This window comes from Cohnella cellulosilytica (genome assembly GCF_042431195.1).
Lineage (GTDB): Bacteria > Bacillota > Bacilli > Paenibacillales > Paenibacillaceae > Cohnella > Cohnella cellulosilytica.
Genome location: NZ_JBHMDN010000078.1, coordinates 77,375 through 93,495, shown reverse-complemented (window position 1 = coordinate 93,495; position 16,121 = coordinate 77,375). Strand labels below are relative to the sequence as shown.

The following is a 16,121-nucleotide window of genomic DNA, read 5'->3' as shown; positions in this document are numbered from 1 at the left end:
TCCCAACCTACTCACGAACCGCAACGCTTACCGCGAGCTCCTCCTGCAACGCGATATCCGTCTGAGGCAATGTCGCGAGGAAATAGGATTGCGACGCATCCAACGCGGGATATTCCAAAATGTACTCGTAAGATGTATCGCTAACCCGGGTACGCTTTCCGTTATCCGAGATAAACAGCTGACCGTCCGGCGTCTCCAGCCAGAGCGAGGCATATTGGATATGAGGATTTTTACCTTTCACTTCGTAATAGATCAATGTCTTGTCCTGCAAAAACTCCACATTCTGCACGATAACTTCTCCTACCCCGCCCTGTGACAACACAATCGGATAATCGTTCGTCAGCTTGGCCGTCACTTTCTCTGGATCCATGTTCCCCACCAGCAAATGAAAAGGCATAACCTCAACGCTTGTCGTTCCGGGAGCAAGCGGGGCGAAACGAACGGTGCCTTTGGCCATTCCCTTTTTGTCGACGGTCAGCGCCGTGTCCAGCATTTCAATCAACATTCCCCTGTCATCTTTAAGCTGGAAGCGCAGCCAATCCGTATTGCCGGAATAGAGAAAATCCACCTTCATTGTCGTCGGAGTGGCCAAGTACCCCGTCAGTCGGAACTCCTCGCCCTTCCAGGTCTTCGAGTAGCTGTCGGCAAGCGAGACGTACTCGCTGTCCGATGCTCCATTTTCAACGTTCAGCTTAAAGCTCCATTCGCCGCTAACCTTCGATTGCGTTCCTTCTTTCATCCCGCTCACGCCGCCGACAAGAAGCTCAAGCTCGAACCGCTCCTCCTTCACCGGCTCATCCAGATCGATCGTCATAATTCCGGCCGAATGCCGGGCGTCGAGCAGATGCGGTTTTGCGCTTAGCGCAGCATCCGGGCGAAAAACACCATTGACGCTGACCCTGACATTTTCCAAAAAGATCAAGTTTTCCGCCTGCTCCGAAACAACCTCATAACCTACAGACAATCTCGCGCCGTCATACAGAGCATTTTGCAGCTTAATCGTGACTCCCCGATCATGGGCCTCCTCGTTTACCTCTGAAGCAAGCCCCGACTTCTGTCCGATTACGATTCCGCGATCTCCCGCAAAATCGAAAACATTGCCCTCAAACACCTTCCCGATGACCGGAATTTTTCGCAATTGCTCCGCCGAGGCCGGGAAAATGGACAACAGGCTGATCAGCGCAATTACCGACACGACCATGCCGATCGCGGCGAGAAGCCGTCCGGAGCGACGTCCGTTAGCCCTTGCGGGAAAACTCCTTTTAGTCGTATCCAACTCTCTCAATACCCGAGCCTTCAACTGAATTTGAGGCAAACGGGTTTCGTTGAATTTTCGCTGCAGCTCCCGCTCCTCAGTAAGAAAGACTTCGACCTTGTTCATCGGACTCTCCCTCCTTTTCGGACAACCCGTTTTTAAGTCTCCGCTTCGCCCGCTCGTATCTTTTGCGAACCGCCGCATAGCTCATATTGAGCTGTTCCGCGATATCCTCGAATCGATTCTCTTCCACAATCCGCAGCAAAATAATATGCCTGTCCTCCGGATTCAGACGCAGCATCGCCTGACGAAGCTCAGCGTTGTATTCTGCATCGGGTGCCCGATCCGACTCCGCCCTTGGAGCCGTCCTCACGAAAAGGCGGATTAGACGCTCATACGTTTTTGCCCGCTTCAGTTTGTTCAAGCACTCGCGATAAGCGATTTTATACAGCCACGCTCCGAAATAAGTCCCTTCCTGGTACTGTTTAAATCGTTCGAACCCTTTGACGAACACGTCCTGCGTAACGTCCTCCGCTTCCTGCAGCTGCCCCAACATATGAAAACAATATCGAAAAATTTGCTGCTGATAAGCTTCCACCAGTTTGCCGTAGCTTTCGCTGTCTCCCAGCTTAATGGCCTTTACGATTCGTTCCGTTTCCGCCTGCTCCATGCCCTGCCTCCCTCCCAATGATCGCCGTTTCGTTTATATAACCAACACTCTCGCTGTTTTGGGACACTCGCGATAGATTAAATTCATTTATCGGCGTTAAGGCTTCTCGGCATAGATTCATTTTTTCATGACCGTATACGAATCTTGTATCGTCGTCTCTCCTATATCGGCATCCACAACACTACAAAAAAAGCTTATAATTAAATCGTTATATGGGTCGAGCTGGTGCGAACCCCAAGCTCACATAGTTTTCCTGGGAGATTCGCACCTCTTGCTGTATAAGGACTTCGGAGGTTTTTGGGAGTATTTCTTATCAATTTCTTGCTCTCAAAATGCCCCTTTCGCACTTTTGAGCCCCAAATCCCTTGCCTCGCAAGGGTTCAAATGGGGCGCTGTCGCTCCCTTATGGGGGCGGGGATTGAAACGGACGTTGACGGATAAGGTTGCGCAAAATGGCAGGGGTCGCTCCCTTATGGGGGCGGGGATTGAAACTCGCGACTATCGACGTAAAACTCGCCCATCGGCAGTCGCTCCCTTATGGGGGCGGGGATTGAAACAGAATACCCGTAGACGTCATAATCGCGGGCCAAGTCGCTCCCTTATGGGGGCGGGGATTGAAACCTGCGGCGTATACTCGCTGTTCACGGCGCGGAAGTCGCTCCCTTATGGGGGCGGGGATTGAAACATGAATTGATCTGGGAGGAGCGCGGTGGCCGCTGGGTCGCTCCCTTATGGGGGCGGGGATTGAAACGGTCTTCCCAAGCTGGAGTTTGACCATGATGAGGGTCGCTCCCTTATGGGGGCGGGGATTGAAACGCGCCGCGAGCATTTCCGGTGTCTCCGGTGTAAGTCGCTCCCTTATGGGGGCGGGGATTGAAACCCATACGTTTTCCACTACGAATAAGCACGCCGCAGTCGCTCCCTTATGGGGGCGGGGATTGAAACCATACATGCTCTACACCTCCACTCTCATCTCGGTGTCGCTCCCTTATGGGGGCGGGGATTGAAACTGCGGACCCGTAAGTCTCGTAAATCGCTTTAATGTCGCTCCCTTATGGGGGCGGGGATTGAAACAACAGCAGATGGATGGATCTTTCCCGCATTTACCGTCGCTCCCTTATGGGGGCGGGGATTGAAACGTTCCTGCCGCCTTGCGCTCTTCCGTCACGCTGCGTCGCTCCCTTATGGGGGCGGGGATTGAAACACCGCAAAGGTCGAAGTAAATCCCATTCCTTCGCGTCGCTCCCTTATGGGGGCGGGGATTGAAACTCGACATGGTTAACCTACAGCGGCATAACGACAGTCGCTCCCTTATGGGGGCGGGGATTGAAACCTTTCCTTTATCACCCAAAAACATATCCATCAAGTCGCTCCCTTATGGGGGCGGGGATTGAAACATCGAGATGCAGATATCGGCGATTTTACGGTGGAGTCGCTCCCTTATGGGGGCGGGGATTGAAACTCCTCCATTTGGGTAATCCTGGCGTTCGCTGTTGGTCGCTCCCTTATGGGGGCGGGGATTGAAACGTCGCGCTCAAGCTGCACGTCGTACGGCATCTGCGGTCGCTCCCTTACGGGGGTGGGGATTGAAACGTCGCGCTCAAGCTGCACGTCGTACGGCATCTGCGGTCGCTCCCTTACGGGGGCGGGGATTGAAACTGGGAGCGGTTCAAGGCTGACCCATTGGCGGCAGTCGCTCCCTTACGGGGGCGGGGATTGAAACGTATTGTGCATTAGCTATGCCTGACGCGAGTATTGTCGCTCCCTTACGGGGGGGCGGGGATTGAAACCGGTTACGAAGCACAAGCCAAAGCGCCGCGATCGTCGCTCCCTTACGGGGGGCGGGGATTGAAACTCGGGAAGCCGAAACGTGATCGACATCAACGAAGGTCGCTCCCTTACGGGGGGCGGGGATTGAAACTGCACGAAGCAGTTTTCTGTGCGGGGGAGATCGTCGCTCCCTTACGGGGGGCGGGGATTGAAACCCGTCCGACGTGGAGCGGGGCCAGCGTTTTCGGGGTCGCTCCCTTACGGGGGCGGGGATTGAAATCTTTTCTGCATAAGGCCCATAACTGCCATATTCGGTCGCTCCCCTACGGGGGCGTGGATTGAAACGCTGTCCACCCCGTATTCCGTGCCGGATGTTGTCGCTCCCTTACAGGGGCGTGAAATATGAGGTGAACGAGTCATGAAACATCGAAAGGACCCACCAGGCGACAAAAACATTATTGGAACACGAGTAGTCGAGATTCGAAAAGCCAAACGAATGAAGCAAAAGGAATTTCTCGCCAAGCTGCAAACCTTCGGATTAGATATAAGTCCCACCAGTCTTTCCAGATTAGAAGGTCAGTATCGGCTAGTACAAGACTACGAAGTCGTCGCAATTGCCAAAGCCCTGGACGTCTCCGTTGAGGAGCTTTTGGATGGGAAAACAGAATAAGCCATTCTCAATAAGACCGCAGTCATGGAACCAGATGACTTGTAACCTTAACAGCAACTTACAGACCAAACGTTTCGTAAGACTTTTTTCTTCTCCTTCGATTTAAACGTCATACAATGCCATTAACTTCCCTGTAAAATGATGTCTATATAGCTTTAGTAGGTGTTGGAGAATAACACTTCCTGAACTATACTGAAAATATCTAGTGCGAACCCCAGGCTCACATGTTTTTCCCGGGGTATTCGCACCTCTTACGACACAAGGGTTTTCGGCATTTCGTGCTAATTTAATAGTCGTTTATTCGCATCAAAAATGCTGATTCGCACTTTTGCGCTCTAAATCCCTTGCCCAGCAAGGGCTCAGCATGCTCGCTGTCGCTCCCTTCGCGGGAGCGTGGATTGAAACTCTTTACTCTTTAGAATAGTTTCAAGAAAATTAGTCGCTCCCTTCGCGGGAGCGTGGATTGAAACAAATTGTTGGAATGTGCCATGTTGATTAGTTGTTTGTCGCTCCCTTCGCGGGAGCGTGGATTGAAACAAGAAAGGCTCGGCCACCAAGATGACGCCGTCAGTCGCTCCCTTCGCGGGAGCGTGGATTGAAACAAGAAAGGCTCGGCCACCAAGATGACGCCGTCAGTCGCTCCCTTCGCGGGAGCGTGGATTGAAACTCATGACGACCAATTAGAGTTAGACATAGACGATGTCGCTCCCTTCGCGGGAGCGTGGATTGAAACATCCCGAAGGCGCGCTTCGACGAGGTTAACGAAGGTCGCTCCCTTCGCGGGAGCGTGGATTGAAACAGAGTACCATCTGCTGTTCGACCGGTCGATTCGGTCGCTCCCTTCGCGGGAGCGTGGATTGAAACTATAGCTGGCGTCCGTCTCTCCGGCCAAGCGCGGGTCGCTCCCTTCGCGGGAGCGTGGATTGAAACCATGATTTCGATCGAAATGTTGTTCACGCTCGGGTCGCTCCCTTCGCGGGAGCGTGGATTGAAACAATGCCTGCTATAGACGTTAAGCCCGCGACAAAAGTCGCTCCCTTCGCGGGAGCGTGGATTGAAACCTCCGTATCCTTGCCAATTGTAATGATCCTCTCTGTCGCTCCCTTCGCGGGAGCGTGGATTGAAACTCCACAAGGTCGCTAATGAGCAGCGATATGCGGGTCGCTCCCTTCGCGGGAGCGTGGATTGAAACGGACGAGGACGGATGGGGAGCGCCCGTTATCTCGTCGCTCCCTTCGCGGGAGCGTGGATTGAAACCGCTGCCGGCTGCGCGACTGAATCCGGGACTCTTGTCGCTCCCTTCGCGGGAGCGTGGATTGAAACCGACAAATTTTCGGATGCTGGGCGTAGCCGTTCGTCGCTCCCTTCGCGGGAGCGTGGATTGAAACGCAGGTCCGCGCCCTTAATCGAGAATGCCTCTTGTCGCTCCCTTCGCGGGAGCGTGGATTGAAACGAAGCGCGTTGCCACTCTGGTCGACCGCGACATGTCGCTCCCTTCGCGGGAGCGTGGATTGAAACTTCGGAGTGTTCCTCTTCCGCTTCATCTTCGTCGTCGCTCCCTTCGCGGGAGCGTGGATTGAAACATCGCTACACTTCCACCGCAACTGCAGCAACTGTCGCTCCCTTCGCGGGAGCGTGGATTGAAACATCTCCCGTTACCTGTCCAGCCATGTCCAATCGTCGCTCCCTTCGCGGGAGCGTGGATTGAAACATCCAGATCGTGAACTTCGAAGACCATCAGCAGGTCGCTCCCTTCGCGGGAGCGTGGATTGAAACCTCAACCTTGCGTAACGCCATTGCCATCTGGATGTCGCTCCCTTCGCGGGAGCGTGGATTGAAACTTGGCCTGGCTGCGCTTCTTGCGATGGGAGAGCTGTCGCTCCCTTCGCGGGAGCGTGGATTGAAACGATCTATTCAAAACTTAATTCAGGAGGGATTAGGTCGCTCCCTTCGCGGGAGCGTGGATTGAAACTGTCTTGATACGACGTCTCTACTGCTTGTCCTACGTCGCTCCCTTCGCGGGAGCGTGGATTGAAACCGAAATGTTCGACGTCTTCGCGGCCGGTTCCGCGTCGCTCCCTTCGCGGGAGCGTGGGTTGAAATTCAATGGTCTTCGCCAACTTCCAGGCTCCGAATGTCACTCCCTTCACGGGAGTTTGATTGAAATCTTATTGGCCAGGATCCAAAGCTGAATCCCTGCGAAACTCACTTCTACTCCGCCGACTCCAAATAACGGACCGTTCCAACGGCACGCCAAAAAAGACTGTCCCCTAAGTCAAGTCGTACAAGACGATCGATCAAAAGGAATCTATCTCCTGGAAGCCGATTCATAGGGTCCTGAAATTCCCCTGTGACGGTTTACCGTTCCATCGATTATCGTTTGGTACGACTCTGTTTACTTAGGGGACAGCCTCATTGCGCTGCTGCCGGTTTATTTCACAACGTAACCCGACAGCGGCTGCGAGCGGACTCCAAGCACGCGTCGATCAGCTTCATGTTGTCGACGGCGTCCTGGGCCGGGTACAGCGGAGCTTCCTCTCCCCAGACGACGCGGGCGAACTGGTCGGACTGCGCCGCGTAGGCGTCCACGCCGTAAGGGCCTTCCGTGCGGGTTTCTCCGCCGGCCTGCACGACGATGACGTCGTTTTCCTTGTTGGGCAGGAACGACGGCTTCAGCACGATCGTCCCTTCCGTGCCGACGATCTCCAGTTCGTTGCGGAACGCCGCCCACATGCCGCAGTCGAACGTCAGCGCCACGCCGCCGGCAAACTCCACCAGACCGGACGCCATCATATCCACATCGTCATGCTCCGGGGAAAACAGCGCGTGAACCGTTACCGCTTCCGGTTCGGCTCCGGTAATCCAGCGAGCGGCGCTGAGCGGATATACGCCGACGTCGTACAGCCCGCCGCCTCCCCATTCCTTCACTTGCCGGATATCCGTTTTGTTGGCGGCTCCGTTGTATGTAAATACGCCTCGAATCGCCCTCAGCGCACCGATCTCTCCGCTGGCGATAATCTCCTTTACCCGTGCGATACGCGGATGATGCCGGTACATGAACGCCTCGGCCAGATGCACGCCGGCTTCCTTGCACGCGTCGACCATCTCCTGCGCTTCCACCGCGTTCATCGCCAGCGGTTTCTCGCAGAGAATATGCTTTCCGGCTTTCGCCGCCGCGATCGTCCATTCCTTGTGCAGATGATTCGGAAGCGGAATATATACGGCGTCGATGTCGGGGTCCGCCAACAGCGCCTCATAGCTCCCGTAATGCTTCGGAATGCCGAATTCCTCCGCCTTCGCCCTTGCCTTCTCTTCGTTCCTGCTGGCGACGGCGACAAGCTCTCCCGTCTCCGACGCCCGAATGGCCGGTATGACGGCGCGATCCGCGATCGCGGCGCAGCCGAGTATTCCCCAACGCAAACGTTTCATTGCCGAATCCCCTCTCCTAACCGATTATCCCTCTCATTATACCACGTCGCCCTTCTTTTCGATTGGGGCGATTTGGGTTACAATGGGACGATACGAACGAGATAGAAAGGGAGAGAAAGATGCCATACCGCCTTATTGCCATGGATCTCGACGACACGCTGTTAACGGACGAACTGACGGTGACCGACGGAACCCGTCAAGCGATGAACGAAGCGATCGCCCGGGGAGTCCATATCACCATCGCCACCGGAAGAATGTTCGCCTCCGCGCAGAACATCGCCCGCCAAGTCGGACTGAACGTTCCGATCATCACCTATCAAGGCTCGCTGATCAAAAACCTGCTGGACGAAGAGGTGCTCTACGAGCGCTCCATTTCAACGGAGGTCGCCCGCGAGCTGTATGCATACAGTCTGGCCAACGGCCTGCACCTGCAAAGCTACATCGACGACAAGCTCTATGTCTCGGAAGACAACGACAAGATCAAAGGGTATATCGCGCAATCCAAAATCCCGTATTTTGTAGAGCCCGACTTTAAGCGCATCATCGACCATCCGAAGCAGACGAAGCTGCTTATCATCGACGAGCCCGCGAAGCTGGACGCTCTGCTGCCCGAGCTGAAAGCCCGGTTCGGCTCGCAGGTGCATCTGACCAAGTCCAAGCCGAACTACCTGGAATTCCTGCATCTGGAAGGCACCAAAGGTCACGCGCTGCGCTACCTCGCCGCCCATTACGGCATTCCGATCGAGGAGACGATCGCCATGGGCGACGCGATGAACGACCACGAGATGGTCGAAGCGGCCGGCCTCGGCGTCGCGATGGCCAACGCCGTTCCGGCGCTCAAGGCGGTCGCCGATTACGTCACGCTGTCCAACAACGAAGAAGGCGTCAAGCATGTCATCGAGAAATTCGTGCTGAACGCCTAAACCCGCAAAGCAAAGGCTGTCCCCGCTCGCGAAGCCGTCATTTCGTACGGCCGCGCTGTCAAGGGACAGCCTTTTTTTCCGTCGCTCTCCGAACGCGCAGGTCACCCCATCGACAAAGCATTGCGGGTCGCCAAAATATATTTGGACGTATCCAGCGGATTAACGCCGCGCCTTCTCCTCTCCGCGCTCACGTCCGCAGGACATTGCTGATAGCCGTCGAAGTAGGTCGTCAGCGTTCCCCTTCCCTTGGTCATCGACCCCAGCCGGGCCGGAAAATCCAGCGAAGTCGCGACGGGCAGCCGCCCCTCGAGCTCCATGCGGCCTTGGCGAACGACCGGCATGTCGAACTCTCCGCGCATGACGGACAGCTCGCTCATCAGCTTGCCGCCGAATTCCTCCGGCGTCGACAGTCTGAACCGAAGCATCGGCTCCAGCAATATCGTTCCCGTATGGACCAGTCCGTCCATAAGGCCCATCGGAGTCGCCACGACAAAATCGAGCGGGTGCGTATGCCAGACGTGATGTTCTCCCTCGATCAACGTCACCTTCAAATCGGTCACCGGCCACCCCTTCAAGCCTTGCTCCAGCGCTTCCGGCACGCGTCTGGCCACCTCGTTCTGATAGCTGTCCAGCAGCCTCTCCGGACGGACGACCGAATGATACTCCAGCCCGCTTCCCCGCTCCCCCGGCTCGATGACGAACCTGAGAATCGCCCAGCAAGGCTTCGGCATCGTATAGGCTACGAAGCCTTCCCCTTTGCGCGCAGGCGTCTCTTTGTAGATAACGGACGGCTCGCCGAAAATAACATGGAGACCGTATCGGCTCAGCAGCATTTGCTCCAGCACCTCGATCTGGATCGGCCCCATCACCCGCAGATGCAGTTCCCGGTCCTCCTGCAGCCACTGTACGTCCAGATACGGATCTTCGTCCGCCAGCTCCTGCATCGCGGCCACGACGGCCGGATATTCCGCTTCGTTCCGCCATTGCGCCTGCACGGTAAGCAGCGGCTCGGCCAGTCTTCTGACGCCCGGCACCCCTTCGCTCGCTCCGATAATATCCCCGATTCTCACCCGGCTCCAGCCGCAGACGACGGCAATATCCCCGGCCTTCAGGATGCCGACGTCCTCGCTGCGCTGCCCGTCCATTTTGCGAATCTGCGTCACTTTCTCTTCGATGTCCAGCGAATGATTGCGCACCGTATCCCGGTTGCGCAGGACGCCCCCGTACAAGCGCACATAGGCAAGCCTGCCCATCGTCGGATCCTTGTCCAGCTTAAACACGACCCCGGACAACGGCTGCTCCGTGTCGCCCGCGGGAGCCGGCAGCCACTGCACGATTGCGTCCATCAGTGCGTCCACGCCGACGCCCCGATTGGACGCGCCGTACAGAACCGGGAACAGCTCGCAGCGGGCCACGCCATCCTGCAGCGCCGAAACCAGCTCGGAATCGTCCAGATTTCCTTGCTCGAAATACCGCTCCAGCAGCGCATCGTCCCGCTCCGCGATCTTCTCCGCCAACCGTTCCCGGTCCGCGCGCGCCTTCTCCGGCCAGGCGGCCGCGGCGCCTTCGCCGCCGGCCGGCAGCAATTCGACCGGGCCTGCGAACTCGCCCTCGACCCCGTCGTAGCTCTGCACCGGAATCGCGCCTGCGGACAGCAGCCGGCGAATCTCCTCCAGCACCCGCTCGGGCTCGGCCCCCATGCGATCCATCTTGTTGACGTACAGCAGCGTCGGGATTCCCAGATCCCTGAGCGCCTGCCAGATCACTTCCGTCTGCGCCTGCACGCCTTCCACGGACGAGACGATCAGCACCGCGCCGTCCATGACACGCAGCGACCGCTCCACCTCGGAGAGAAAATCGGCGTGTCCCGGCGTATCCACCAGATTGATTCGGACGCCCCGCCATTCGAATCTCGTGACGGCGGAGCGGACCGATATTCCTCTTGTCCGTTCGACCTCCAGCCAATCCGTCTGCGCCGTCCCATCGTCTACGCTGCCCAGGAAGCGAATTCGTCCGCTTCGATACAGCATCTGCTCCGTCGTCGTCGTTTTGCCTGCGTCGACGTGAGCGAATATCCCGACATTCCGCATATACCCTCCGTGTAGGCCTGTTGAGTGGTTGACAAAAGCCCGCTCGGTCCAAGGACCGGCGAGCCTTTCGTTCCTATCGTTCTATTCCCAGAGCTTCTTCTCCAGCGTAAGCGTCTTAACCGTGCCGGTCGGACGAACGACAAGCTCCTGATCGACAACCTCGTAGCCCATGTTCTGATAGAGCACAAGATTGTTCTGCACCGATTGGCGGACCTTGCAGCGGCTGGTCTTCATCCCTTTGGCGACGCCTTGCGTCTCGATCCATTTGACGAGCTGCCTTGCATACCCTCTTCTGCGGCGTTGGGGAACTACCGACAAGCGGAAGAAATCGATGACGTCGCCGTCGTACTTGAAGCGAACCATCGCCGTAGCCGTATCGTCCTCATACAGAATCGCGGCCGATTCGCTGCCGCCGCGCAGCGCTTCCAGCACCGATTCCTCCGTCTCTTCAAGCGCGCTCGAAGGCGGGATCGCCGTGCGGTATTCCTCGAACGCCATCCTCATCAAGGCGTATATCGTATCCGCATCCTCGGGCGTCGCCTCGCGAATATGCGTTTCCGGCTCTTTCTTCAGCTTGACGAGAGGCGTTGCCGGAGCCTCGTCGGGCTCGTCCAGCGTAGCCTTGTCCGCCGTTTCTTCCTCCAAGCCTTCGGAGGACTTCCCGGCCGCGGCCGAACCGCGCGGAGACGGCGGCGCGACGTACTCTCCGCGGAAGTATTCACGGGTCGGTCTCAGGAAGAAGAGCAGCACAATGACGATCGACGCCGCGAACTGGATCTGGTCAAGGGAAAACCAGAAAATAACGAAGCTTACCAGCAGCGCGGGAAACATTTTTTTTCGGTTGATCAATCGAATCATGAGCAGCATCGCAACGAGCGTAAGCACGATTCTGAAAATCAGACTGCTGATGTCCGAGCTTGACAAGCTGGCATAATCCTTAAAGCTGATCAAGGACCAGCCCATCATCACCACAAACGAAAGAAGCTTAAAATAAAGCAGCATGAGCATAATGCGTATCGTGGTTGGTTTCTGCAAGTGGTAATCCTCCCTATTGGCTGCGCAATTCCGTTCTAATCTAGAATTATAACAAAAAAAACAGCCGAGCGGTGAATAGCCTTCCCGCTAAAGCTGTTTTTTACCAATGCGGAACCGCTTATTGTCCGGCGAGCACCTGATACCATATTCCGCGCTTGGCGTACAGCGTATTCCTGACCTCGTCCCAACCGCCCAAATAGTCGATCGTGAACATCTCCGGGGGCTGCGGATAGCGGTCCGCCATCTCCTCTGCGAGCGCTTCGTTCACCGGACGAAAGCCGTGCTTGGCAAACAGCCTCTGCGCCTCGTCCGAATAGAGAAATTCGACAAAGGCGTCCGCGGCCTTCCTTACGCCGTGCCGGTCGGCGTTGCGGTCGATAACGGCGACGGGATTCTCGATCAGAATCGTGCTCGGCGGCACGACAACGTCGTATTCGACGCCTTGGGCGATCCGGGCCAGCAGCTCGTTCTCGTAAGTGACGATAACGTCGCCGACTCCGTATTCGAAGGCGGCCATCGAGGCCCGGCCGCTCTTGTCCATCGATTCGATGTTCCGGTGCACGTCGACGAGAAATTGCTTGGCCGCCGCCTCATCCTTCGTTCCGTTCGCCAGCTCCGCTTTTTTAAGTCCCGCCCCGTAGATCGCGTTGATGTCCCACTGGGCGCCTCCGGACGTTTTCGGATTCGGATACAGCACCTTCACGCCCGGCTTCGTCAAATCCTCGAAATCCCGAATGCCGAGCGGATTGCCCGCCCTCGTCCCCAGCACGACGATCGAGCGCGTAATCATCCCGTTCGTCCGATCCTTGTTCCATTCCGGAGAGACGAGTCCGGCGCCCACCAGCTTATCCACGTCGCCTTCGAGCGCAAGCAGCGTCACGTCCGCGTCGAAGCCTCCGATGATGGACCGGGCCTGCGTGCCCGAAGCTTCGTACGATTCCTGGAAAGCGACCGTCTGCCCGGTCTCCCGCTTCCAATAGGCGTTAAATGCCGGAATGATTTCCTGCAGCGCGTCCTTCGCCACCGAGTAAGCGCCGAGCACGAGCGTAACGTCTCTCGCTTCGGCGGGAACGTCCGAGGCGCCCGGCTCCGCTTGGCCGCCGCTTCCGCAGGCGGACAGGACGAGCGCAAGCGTGGCTGTAATAAGCGCGCTGTATAAAGCGGTACGCCCGATTGCGCGCGTACGGTTATCCCTCTTCATCGCGACCTCCCGGTGCCTTCGTAGGCTCCCATCCGTCCGGCGTTAAATGTGAACCGGCATCGGGTCTTCCTTCAGCTTGTTCTCCACGACCCAGCTGTCCGTATCGTTAAACAAATAAGCCCGGTGAATCAGCACCCGAACCTCGTCCCCGGGCTGCAAAATCTCCTTCTCCAGCGACCGGTAAGTCACGAGCTTCGCCGCCCCGATCTCGACCTCCACCAGCCATTCGCTGCCGCGGAAGTGAACGTGGCGCACGCGCCCGGTCTCCGTCGCCGACAGCAGCTCGAAATCGGCCGCTTTGCCGATCTCGACATATTCCGGACGGATAAGCGCCTTCGCGCCGGACAGGTCGTCCGGTCCGCCAAAGCCGCGCAGCGCCGCGACGTCCTCGACAATCGTCGATTCGCCGATAAAGCTGGCCACGAAAGGGGACTCCGGATTTTTATAAATTTCCCAAGGCGTGCCCTTCTGTTCCAGACGCCCTTTGTTAATAATCATAATCTGGTCCGCCACTTCGATGGCTTCGTCCTGGTCGTGCGTGACGAAAATCGACGTAATGCCGAGACGGTCGATCATCTCGCGCAGCCAGGAGCGCAGCTCGTGACGAATTTTCGCGTCGATCGCGGCGAACGGCTCGTCGAGCAGCAGCAGCTGCGGCTCGGGAGCGAGCGCTCTGGCGAACGCCACGCGCTGGCGCTGGCCTCCGGACAGCTGGTGCGGATAACGCTTCTCGAAGCCCGACAGCCCGGTCAGCTCGACCAGTTCCGCCACCCGCTCTTTGATTTTCTGCTTCGACCATTTCTTCACTTCCAGACCGAACGCGATATTGTCCGTTACCGTCATATGCTTAAACAGCGCATAGTTCTGGAAAACGAAGCCGATTCCCCTCTCCTGCGGAGGAAGATCGTTGACCCGCTTGCCGTGGAACACAATATCGCCCTCGTCTACCGTTTCCAGCCCGGCCAGCATGCGCAGAATCGAGGTTTTGCCGCCGCCGCTGGGGCCCAGAAGACCGATGAGCTGACCTTTCTCGATCTCGAAGTTAACGTTCGTTACCGCTTGGAAATCGCCGAATTTCTTGTTTAAGCCGCGAACCTCGATATGCATCTCAATGCACTTCCCTTCTCGATTTGGCCCACTCCATCAACAGCAGCAGCGTGACCGAGCCGGCGGCCAGCACCAGCGCGATGGAATTCGCCGCGGTAAGATTAAAGTTCTCGACATCCTGATACACGAGCGTAGTCGCCGTCTGCGTCTTGAACAGAATGTTGCCCGAGACGACGAGCACGGCTCCGAATTCGCCCATGGCCCGGGCGACCGTCAGCACGACGCCATAGACGACGCACCAGCGGATCGACGGCCAGGTGACACGCCAGAACGTCGTCCAGGCGCTTGCGCCGAGCGTCGCCGCCGCCTCTTCCTGCGCGCCGCCGATTTCCTGCAGCACCGGCATGACTTCGCGCACGATGAGCGGAAACGTAACGAACAGCGTGGCGATGATCATACCCGGAAGCGCGTAGACGATGTCGATTCCGGCCTTGTTGAACAGCGCGCCCAGCGCCGTCTCCGGCCCCAGCAGCAGCACGATCATCAGGCCGCCGATCACCGGCGACACCGCAAAAGGCAAATCGACGATACTGTTCAGCAGCTGCTTGACGCGCCTGCCGAGCCACGTCGCCCTGACCAGGTACAAGGACAACATAACGCCGAACAGCGTATTGACGACCGTCACGACGACGACGATCAACCCCGTCATGTACAGCGCATGAAGCGTCTCGGGTCTGGCCAGGCCTCTGGCGAACCCGCCCCAGCTTTCGTCGAAAGCGCCCATGGCGATGCGGATCACGGGGATAATCAGCAGGACGCCGAATACGGCTACGGTTAGCCCGATCCACAGTCTCCTCATCCGCCCTTCCTCCTCATCTGGACGTAATTAACCGTCCATAGAATCAGGAAGGAGAACGTCAGCAGCAGCACGCTGACCGCGGTGGCCCCGATCGTATTGTCGCTCTCGATCTCGCCGAAAATGTACACCGAAGCGATAAGCGTCTTCCCCGGAATGTTCCCGGCGACGAGCACGACCGCCCCGAATTCCGCCAGCGCCCTGGAGAACGCCAGCATCGCGCCGCTCAGTATGCCCGGGAGCATGTTCGGCAGAATCACCTTCCAGAAGGTCGCCGCTTTCGTCGCTCCCAGCGTATACGCCGCTTCCTCTTCCGACGAATCCATCTCTTCGAGCAGAGGCTGCACCGCGCGAATGACGAACGGAAAAGTCACGAACACCATCGCAATCACGATGGCCGGCTGGTGGAACAGAATCGTAAAGCCGAGCTGCTCCGCCAAGCCCCCGACGGCACTGCGCGGGCCGAGCAGCAGCAGGATCATCAGTCCCGCCACCGCCGTCGGCAGGGCAAAGGGCAGATCGACCAGACTGTTCAGCAGCCGGCGTCCCGGGAAGCGGTAGCGGATCAGCACCCACGCCGACATCGTTCCGATCAGCATGTTGACGACCGTGGCGATCAGAGCCAGCTTAACGGTAAGCAGCACGGCCTTCCAGGCCAGCGGCTCCGTCAAATTTTCGGCGAACGCCGCCCATCCCGAAGAGAAGGACTGCCCGTAAATCCCGATAATGGGAAAAATAATGAGCACGATAAAATAAAGCATGACGGTGCTGCGAAATCCCCAGCTCCACCAGCGGCCCTGCAGCATGGAACTCACGTCGACGTGTACCTCCCGAGCTTTTGAGAGCTGTATATGAGATAATTCCTATTAACTTAGTAGGTATTGTTACTTTACCAGATAACGGCTTCTCCCGTCAATCTATAATCGGAGCTGCAAATGTCTATTTTATCAAAAATTTAACAACTTCCGGGTGAAGTCCTCTCCCTCTACGGAATGGAAATAAATCTCGATTAGGAGAAGCGTCCGGCTCCCTACGGTTTGACGGGAGGGTTTGTCCCGAACGGGATGCGAGCAGCATCGAACGCTTGCGGAGATTGTGTAAGACCGTTCTCTTGGGAGCGGCAGCGATCGTTGCAGCAAGAAGCCCACGCCTCTATAGGCGGCGGGATCGTTCAC

11 protein-coding genes and 1 CRISPR repeat array are annotated in these 16,121 nt (G+C 57.3%); of the genes, 2 read left to right on the top strand and 9 right to left on the bottom strand.

Going from position 1 to position 16,121, the window contains the following annotated elements:
* Positions 1 to 7: 7 nt before the first annotated feature.
* Complete coding sequence (locus ACFFT4_RS32785; RefSeq protein ID WP_378053646.1) at positions 8 to 1,381, bottom strand: DUF4179 domain-containing protein; 1,374 nt, start codon at positions 1,379 to 1,381, stop codon at positions 8 to 10.
* Positions 1,353 to 1,925 carry an RNA polymerase sigma factor gene (locus ACFFT4_RS32780; protein WP_378053644.1) on the bottom strand — a complete coding sequence of 191 codons (573 nt, stop codon included), beginning with the start codon at positions 1,923 to 1,925 and terminating at the stop codon, positions 1,353 to 1,355. The genes ACFFT4_RS32785 and ACFFT4_RS32780 overlap by 29 nt, the downstream gene beginning before the upstream one ends.
* Positions 1,926 to 4,113: 2,188 nt before the next feature.
* Between ACFFT4_RS32780 and ACFFT4_RS32775 the strand changes: the two genes are divergently transcribed.
* Positions 4,114 to 4,365 carry a helix-turn-helix domain-containing protein gene (locus tag ACFFT4_RS32775; protein ID WP_378053642.1) on the top strand — a complete coding sequence of 84 codons (252 nt, stop codon included), beginning with the start codon at positions 4,114 to 4,116 and terminating at the stop codon, positions 4,363 to 4,365.
* A gap of 372 nt (positions 4,366 to 4,737) precedes the next feature.
* Positions 4,738 to 6,468: direct repeats of the CRISPR family, unit length 32 nt; unit sequence GTCGCTCCCTTCGCGGGAGCGTGGATTGAAAC.
* 333 nt (positions 6,469 to 6,801) lie between these two features.
* On the opposite strand, the gene ACFFT4_RS32770 is transcribed toward ACFFT4_RS32775, so the two are convergent.
* The gene (locus tag ACFFT4_RS32770) at positions 6,802 to 7,794 is read right to left on the bottom strand and encodes a Gfo/Idh/MocA family protein (RefSeq protein ID WP_378053640.1); all 993 of its coding nucleotides are present in this window, start codon (positions 7,792 to 7,794) and stop codon (positions 6,802 to 6,804) included.
* Positions 7,795 to 7,913: 119 nt separating this feature from the next.
* Between ACFFT4_RS32770 and ACFFT4_RS32765 the strand changes: the two genes are divergently transcribed.
* Positions 7,914 to 8,717 (top strand): Cof-type HAD-IIB family hydrolase, encoded by an 804-nt coding sequence (locus tag ACFFT4_RS32765; RefSeq protein ID WP_378053638.1) that lies wholly within the window; start codon positions 7,914 to 7,916, stop codon positions 8,715 to 8,717.
* Between the two features lie 101 nt (positions 8,718 to 8,818).
* On the opposite strand, the gene ACFFT4_RS32760 is transcribed toward ACFFT4_RS32765, so the two are convergent.
* The 6 genes from ACFFT4_RS32760 to cysT all read right to left on the bottom strand — a co-directional run bounded on the left by ACFFT4_RS32760 (position 8,819) and on the right by cysT (position 15,752).
* Positions 8,819 to 10,807, bottom strand: a complete 1,989-nt coding sequence (locus tag ACFFT4_RS32760; RefSeq protein ID WP_378053636.1) for a GTP-binding protein — start codon at positions 10,805 to 10,807, stop codon at positions 8,819 to 8,821.
* Between the two features lie 81 nt (positions 10,808 to 10,888).
* Entirely contained in the window at positions 10,889 to 11,842 is a 954-nt protein-coding gene (locus ACFFT4_RS32755) for a GNAT family N-acetyltransferase (RefSeq protein ID WP_378053634.1), read from the bottom strand.
* Between the two features lie 118 nt (positions 11,843 to 11,960).
* Positions 11,961 to 13,043 carry a sulfate ABC transporter substrate-binding protein gene (locus ACFFT4_RS32750; protein WP_378053632.1) on the bottom strand — a complete coding sequence of 361 codons (1,083 nt, stop codon included), beginning with the start codon at positions 13,041 to 13,043 and terminating at the stop codon, positions 11,961 to 11,963.
* A 42-nt stretch (positions 13,044 to 13,085) separates the two neighbouring features.
* Positions 13,086 to 14,150: a sulfate/molybdate ABC transporter ATP-binding protein gene (locus ACFFT4_RS32745; protein ID WP_378053630.1), complete on the bottom strand. Its 1,065-nt coding sequence runs from the start codon at positions 14,148 to 14,150 to the stop codon at positions 13,086 to 13,088.
* A 1-nt stretch (position 14,151) separates the two neighbouring features.
* Complete coding sequence (locus ACFFT4_RS32740; protein WP_378053628.1) at positions 14,152 to 14,949, bottom strand: sulfate ABC transporter permease subunit; 798 nt, start codon at positions 14,947 to 14,949, stop codon at positions 14,152 to 14,154.
* Positions 14,946 to 15,752: a sulfate ABC transporter permease subunit CysT gene (gene cysT / locus ACFFT4_RS32735; protein ID WP_378053806.1), complete on the bottom strand. Its 807-nt coding sequence runs from the start codon at positions 15,750 to 15,752 to the stop codon at positions 14,946 to 14,948. Before cysT ends, ACFFT4_RS32740 begins: the two co-directional genes overlap by 4 nt.
* Positions 15,753 to 16,121 lie beyond the last annotated feature (369 nt).